8 protein-coding genes are annotated in these 6700 nt (G+C 56.1%); all 8 read left to right on the plus strand.

Annotated elements, in window-relative coordinates:
• Nucleotides 1-107: 107 nt before the first annotated feature.
• Entirely contained in the window at nt 108-794 is a 687-nt protein-coding gene (locus ACUM6F_RS09300) for a cell division protein FtsQ/DivIB (protein WP_445349046.1), read from the plus strand.
• Complete coding sequence (locus ACUM6F_RS09305; RefSeq protein ID WP_445349047.1) at nt 781-1527, plus strand: DUF881 domain-containing protein; 747 nt, start codon at nt 781-783, stop codon at nt 1525-1527. The genes ACUM6F_RS09300 and ACUM6F_RS09305 overlap by 14 nt, the downstream gene beginning before the upstream one ends.
• On the plus strand, nt 1514-2221 hold the full coding sequence (locus tag ACUM6F_RS09310; RefSeq protein ID WP_445349048.1) for a DUF881 domain-containing protein: 708 nt from the start codon (nt 1514-1516) through the stop codon (nt 2219-2221). The genes ACUM6F_RS09305 and ACUM6F_RS09310 overlap by 14 nt, the downstream gene beginning before the upstream one ends.
• 6 nt (nt 2222-2227) lie before the next feature.
• Entirely contained in the window at nt 2228-2569 is a 342-nt protein-coding gene (locus tag ACUM6F_RS09315) for a small basic family protein (protein WP_445349049.1), read from the plus strand.
• A 96-nt stretch (nt 2570-2665) separates the two neighbouring features.
• A complete protein-coding gene (gene ftsZ, locus ACUM6F_RS09320; protein ID WP_445349050.1) occupies nt 2666-3718 on the plus strand; it encodes a cell division protein FtsZ in 1053 nt (350 codons plus the stop codon).
• Between the two features lie 165 nt (nt 3719-3883).
• Nucleotides 3884-4810: a sigma-E processing peptidase SpoIIGA gene (spoIIGA, locus tag ACUM6F_RS09325; protein WP_445349051.1), complete on the plus strand. Its 927-nt coding sequence runs from the start codon at nt 3884-3886 to the stop codon at nt 4808-4810.
• A 110-nt stretch (nt 4811-4920) separates the two neighbouring features.
• Nucleotides 4921-5622 (plus strand): RNA polymerase sporulation sigma factor SigE, encoded by a 702-nt coding sequence (sigE, locus tag ACUM6F_RS09330; protein WP_425622142.1) that lies wholly within the window; start codon nt 4921-4923, stop codon nt 5620-5622.
• Nucleotides 5623-5785: 163 nt separating this feature from the next.
• Nucleotides 5786-6556 (plus strand): RNA polymerase sporulation sigma factor SigG, encoded by a 771-nt coding sequence (sigG, locus tag ACUM6F_RS09335; RefSeq protein ID WP_425622042.1) that lies wholly within the window; start codon nt 5786-5788, stop codon nt 6554-6556.
• The last annotated feature ends 144 nt before the right edge of the window (nt 6557-6700 follow it).

Here is a 6700-nt window from a genome sequence, read left to right on the forward strand (position 1 = left end):
GGTAAGAGTGGGATTCGAAGGAATTCGCTGGGAGCGAATTCCTAAATTATGCCTTGGCTCCGGCTGGCTGGTTTCCGCGCTAACTTTCTTTCGGGGGGGGCGTGCTGGTGACCCGGCCGAACTGGTGTGAAACGTTTTTTTTTGTTGTTCTGATTTTGTTAGCCGTTTTCATTCTGCTCCGTTCTTCTCTCTTTGAAGTAAGATGCGTCACCGTGCTTGGGAACCGTATGCTGGCCCGGGAGGAAGTCGTTAAGACAGCGGGAATACCCTTGGGGGCCAATATCTTCCGTGTGCAACTGGGTGAAGCCGAGCGGCGCGTCGAAACGCTCACTGTGGTAAAAGAAGCTAGCCTCAAGCGTCATTTGCCTGGAACCATTGAAATATCCATAACCGAGCGCACGCCGGTAGCTCTGGTCGAAATGAAGGGCCAGTTCTGGTCCGTTGACAGCGAGGGCGTGCCGCTTCGCCGGGAGCAACTCAGCACGCAGGAGTTGCCGCTCCTTACAGTCGGCGGCGGCGAGAAGCGCCTGTCGGGAAAGGGCTTGAGGACGATATCGCTGCTTCCCTCGGAGGTCGTGCGCGAGTTTTCCGAGGTTCACGTAAGCAAGGAGCAGAGAGTGGTGGCTTACACGCTTGAGGGGTTTGAAATCCGCCTGGGGGAGGCACAAAACCCCCGGGAACAGGGATTAATGTTGATAGAAATCCTGCAATCGGTGCGCAAGGGCGGCCGGGCTGTTTCGTACATAGACCTTTCTGACCCGCGGAAGGCGGTGGTGATGTATGCCGACCAGTGATCAATCGTCCAGGACAAAACAGGTTTACTGGGGACTTGCCATTGTGGGGCTGATCCTGGGCCTGATGATTTCGACGCAGTTTCGTTATGCCCGCGAGATCGCTCTTAATATCACGATTCAGCGGGCCCAGCAGTTGACCGACGAGATTCATGCGGCCACCGTGCAGCGCGACCGGCTCCAGAATCGGGTGGAAGAACTGCGGCACAAGATGGATCAGGTGGCGGCCAACCCCGAACTGAGCCGTTTAAGGGAGACCCTTGATAAGACGAAAATGCAGGCCGGGTTGATCACTCTCACCGGCCCCGGAGTGGAAGTAACGCTGAACGACAGCGTGGTGGCGCTCCAACCGGGACAGGACCCCAACCTCTATGTCCTTCACGATGAGGATATCCTACGGGTCCTCAACGAGTTGCGGGCCGCCGGCGCGGAAGCATTGGCCATCAACGGGGAAAGGCTTTTGGCGACCAGCGAGGTGCGCTGTGTGGGACCCACGGTCCTTGTCAATAAGACCAAGCGCTTGGCGCCGCCCTATGTTATCACCGCCATCGGCGATCCCAACACCATGGTCGCTTCACTGAAAATGCCCGGCGGCGTCCTCGATGTCTTACAGTTCTGGGGTATCCAGGCCTCTGTAAAGAAGGCCGACCTGGTAACCGTGCCGGCCTATTCCGGGGCGACCAACTTCCAGTATGCCCGTCCCAGTGGAGAGGGGGTAAACAATGCCTCTGACTAAAGGGTTCGCCATTTCTATCGTTGCTTTAATTCTCGGGCTTCTAATGGCCTTTCAGTTCCGCACACACCAGCTGCCTGTGACGGTGATTCCGACGGACAGGGCTCAGGCCCTTACCCAGGAATTGAAGGAACTCCACAAGGAGCTTAATGCCCTTTCAGTTGAGGCGAACGACCTGGAAGCCAAGCTCCTGAAGGCACAGAAGGGTGTCGAAGAAGCCCGGGCGGCGCTCGACAACGAAATAACCAAGAACAACATGCTGGCCGGTCTGGTTCCCGTTAAAGGACCGGGTGTGGAACTTGTCCTGCGGTACGCTCCGCAAGATAAGCCCTCGACGCATCTGTTCACTCTGCGTGATGAGGACCTCCTCCGCGTAGTCAACGAGCTGCGCGCGGCGTCGGCCGAAGCCATCGCCATCAATGACCAGAGGATTGTCGACATCACGGAAATCAGGCTGGCCGGATCGTATATCAACGTCAATCTCACCCGAATCGTTCCGCCGTACCGGATCGTCGCCATCGGCAACCCTGAGGAACTGCGCAAAATGCTGGAAATGCCCGACGGGGTGGTGCCTACTTTCCATGACTGGGGTATAGACGTCGAGCTTAAGACCGTCGACGAAATAGAGATCCCGGCCTACCAGGGAAACCTGGAAAAGCGTTTTGCCAGGCCTGCAACAAAAGGGGGAGGAGCGTAAAAGCGTATGTGGATGAGTATTTGGCTGGCGGTCATCGGGCTGGCGGCGGGAGTGGTTATAGGGCTGAACCTTCCTTTATTCCTGCCCCAGTTCTATAGCAAATACCTCGGGATTGCCATTCTGGCCGCGCTCGATTCAGTGTTCGGCGGCATCAGGGCCGCTATGGACGACAGGTTTGACAATTTGGTTTTTCTGTCGGGGTTCGTCGGCAATGCGCTCGTGGCTGCTCTACTGGTCTTCATCGGAGACCGGCTGGGCGTGGACCTTTATATTGCAGCCGTTGTCGCTTTTGGCGTGCGCCTGTTCCAAAACCTGGCTATGATCAGACGCCGGCTAATTCATAGATAAATTTTAGAAGCCGCAAAAGGAATGTTGGGGCAGATGTTGAATTTTTCTCCAAATGAGGCTTCCAGTTTCCGCTGCAATATAATAAGGAGGAGCGGCATGATTGAGTTAGAACTTGACAACACGAGCCTCGCCAATATCAAGGTTATCGGTGTCGGTGGCGGCGGGAACAACGCTGTTAACCGGATGATTAGCGCCGGTCTTAAAGGGGTCGAGTTTATCGCCGTCAACACCGATGCCCAGGCTTTAGCGATGTCGCTTGCTCCGGTCAAACTGCAGATAGGCGCCAAATTGACTAAAGGCCTGGGGGCCGGGGGTAACCCCGAAGTGGGTGAAAAAGCGGCGGAAGAAAGTCGCGACGATATCGTGCAGACCTTGAAGGGAGCCGACATGGTTTTCGTGACCGCCGGGATGGGGGGCGGAACGGGTACCGGGGGTGCTCCCGTCGTCGCCCAGATTGCGCGGGAGATTGGGGCTTTGACGGTCGGCGTGGTCACCAGGCCCTTCACTTTCGAAGGGCGTAAACGGTTTCAACAGGCGGATAAAGGGATAGAAAACCTGCGCGGGCGTGTGGATACCCTGATCACCATCCCCAATGACAAGCTTCTTCAGGTCATTGACAAGAACACGTCGGTGATTGAGGCCTTTAGAATCGCTGATGACGTTCTCCGCCAGGGCGTCCAGGGCATTTCCGACCTCATCGCCGTTCCCGGGTTGATCAACCTTGACTTTGCCGACGTTAAGACGATCATGAAGGAGACCGGCTCCGCCCTGATGGGCATTGGGACAGCCAGCGGTGAGAACCGCGCGGCCGAGGCGGCGAGGATCGCCATTTCGAGCCCGCTCCTGGAGACCTCGGTCAACGGGGCCAGGGGCGTGTTGCTTAACATTACCGGGGGATCATCCCTGGGGCTGTTCGAGGTCAACGAAGCCGCGGAAATCATCTCCCAGGCCGTAGACCCGGATGCCAACATCATCTTCGGCGCCGTGATCGACGAGACGCTTAACGAAGAGGTCAGGGTGACCGTTATCGCCACCGGTTTCGAGTCCCAGTTCGGGCGCCGCAGGGATGAGGACGTTCCGCTCAAGACCGTGCAGAGGCAAGCGGATGTGGACATCGAGATTCCGGCCTTTCTTAGAAGAAGCCGATAAACGTTATAAAAATGCGAAAGAGGTAAAATAAATATTTCTGTCCCGGACAAAGAATGACAAGGTCTAAAGCCCTGGTTCATTATAATTGGAACCAGGGTTTCTAATTTCTGTCATACGGCTGTGGGGCAGGCATATAAATGTAGCACACCGGGGGGCGGAAGGGAGATGACCTATACAGTTTACCTTGATGAAATATTTATCGGCAATGTGGTCATGAACTTCGCCATCCTTTGGCTCACCGCACGCTTCAGCCTCTGCCGTACGAACAAGTGGCGCCTGGCGGCCGCAGCAGCGCTGGGGGCTTTCTATGTCGTTACGCTTTTTGTCTTTCCCCTGTACGAGTTTACCTCTCTTCCGGCCAAGCTGGGGTTATCCTTGGCGATGCTCGTCGTTGCCTTCGGTTTGCTGCCCTGGCGCAAGCTCTTGACCTGCGGAGTCATTTTTTTTATATGTTCTTTCGCCCTCGGCGGGCTGGTCTTCGGCTTGAGCTACCTTTTCGGCGGCACCGGGACCGCTGCGGGATTGGGGCCGGCATTCAGTTTTCCTACGCAATTCTTCTGGCCCGTTATCATTGCCGCGCTTACGGCGGCCTGGCTGGCGGGCCGAACGGGCGCCGTGTTCCTCCGGCGCAGGCATTTGAAGGGGCTTTTTCAGGTTCCTGTTAACATTCAATTGTACAACCGTCGCCTTTCAGTCGATGCCTTGATTGATACGGGCAACCAGCTCTCCGATCCGGTGTCCAAGGCCCCCGTGATTGTTGTCGAATATGACGCTGTCAAAGCACTTCTGCCCGACCGTGTCCGCCAGCTTTTGGACAGCGGGGCCGAACCAGATTTCCCGGCCCTGATCGGTGCCCTGGAGTCAACGAAACTAGCCACCCGTTTCCGCCTGATACCTTTTCAGTCTCTGGGACGGGTAAATGGGTTGCTGCTGGGTTTCCGGCCCGATCAGGTTGAAATCCTGGTAGGCGGTGAGATGCTCAGGGTCAAGGAAGTGATCGTCGCTGTCTACCAGCGGCGCTTAAGCCCCGAGGCCGCTTACAGGGCGCTTCTGAACCCCCGGGTGCTTGAAGCCGCCCCCGGGTTTCTGTAAGCAAGAGGTGCCGGGAGTTGTAGGATGCAAAGGGTGTTGTCAGGACCTTTCTTTTGAACGGTCTTGCAGGAAGGGGGATTCCGTTGCGGCTGCTTAAAACCCTTCGATTCTTGATCAGCGAGCTGTGCAAGCGTTTGCGGGCCCGGTGGACCCCGGGACGGGAAGTGCACTATGTAGGGTCCAGCGAAGCGCTTCCCCCGCCGCTGTCCCCCGACGAGGAAACGGGTTTGATCGGCCGCCTCGAAGCCGGCGATGACGGCGTGAGGCCTACGCTGATCGAACGGAATCTGCGACTGGTGGTTTACATCGCCCGCAAGTTCGAAAACACCGGCGTGGGGATCGAAGACCTGGTCTCCATCGGTACGATCGGGCTGATTAAGGCTGTCAACACCTTTGACCCCCAGAAACGCATCAAGCTTGCCACCTATGCCTCGCGCTGCATTGAAAACGAGATCCTGATGCACCTGCGGCGCAACAGCAGAACGCGTACCGAGATCTCTTTCGAGGAACCGCTGAACGTCGACTGGGACGGGAACGAATTACTGCTTTCGGATGTCCTGGGCACCGACAACGACATTATTTACAAGAACCTCGAAGAGGAGGTCGACCGTAAGCTGCTCCGCCTGGCCCTGTCCCGGCTTTCTGGCCGGGAGCGCAAGATCATGGAGCTGCGCTTCGGCCTGACCAACGGGGGCGCCGAAAAGACGCAGAAAGAGGTCGCCGACCTCCTTGGCATTTCCCAGTCCTACATTTCACGCCTGGAAAAACGCATCATCAAGCGGCTGCGGAAGGAGATGTGCCGGCTTGGATAGCGTTCGGCTTTGGTCATGTTGCGCAAGATAGAGCAACAGAGGATTAACGTAAGACAACTCTTGAAGAAGCTGGTCTTGGTTGCCAGCTTTTTCTTTTTCAGGACGTCGTATAACCCAAAATTGGCGGGGCAATAATGAGAAAAAAGCTGGGGAGGCCGTGGCATTGGTAAACAAGGTGGAGATTTGCGGCGTCAATACGTCGAAATTGCCGGTACTTTCCTCTGGTGAAATGCGCAAGCTGTTTGAAGCAATGCACGCTGGCGACACCTCCGCCCGCACCAAGTTGATCAACGGAAATCTTCGGTTGGTTCTCAGTGTTATCCAACGCTTCACCAACCGCGGCGAATTTGTGGACGACCTCTTCCAGGTGGGCTGCATAGGCCTGATGAAAGCCATCGACAACTTTGATCTTAGCCAGAACGTTAAGTTCTCAACCTATGCGGTTCCGATGATTATCGGCGAAATCAGGCGCTACCTCCGGGACAATAATCCGATCAGGGTATCCCGTTCGCTCCGGGACGTGGCCTATAAAGCCCTGCAAGTCCGTGACAGTCTCGCCAACAAGTATTCACGGGAGCCCTCGGTCAGCGAGATCGCCAACGAACTGAACATTCCCCGCGAAGAGATTGTTTTTGCCCTTGATGCCATCCAGGAACCCATCTCCCTTTTTGAACCGATCTATCACGACGGTGGTGACCCGATCTTTGTGATGGACCAGATTTCGGACGAAAAAAACCTTGACGGAAACTGGCTCGAAGGCATCGCCATTCGGGATGCTTTGCGAAGGCTCAACGACCGGGAAAAGATGATCCTTACCCTGCGCTTCTTTGAAGGCAAGACGCAAATGGAGGTCGCCGAGGAGATAGGTATTTCCCAGGCCCAGGTATCGAGACTGGAAAAGGCTGCCCTGGCGCATATGCGTAAGTATATGTGAGCACCGGGTATTGAGTACTAGGGCCGCAGCGGCTCTGTGTAAGTAGTGAATAGTAAGACTCGAAGGCATTCCCGTACGGGAATGCCCGATTTGTTTGCCGGGCATGTCTGCCGGGCCGATGGGTTGAGAGAAACCCTGTCACCT

The sequence above is a fragment of the Desulforudis sp. DRI-14 genome (genome assembly GCF_052618305.1).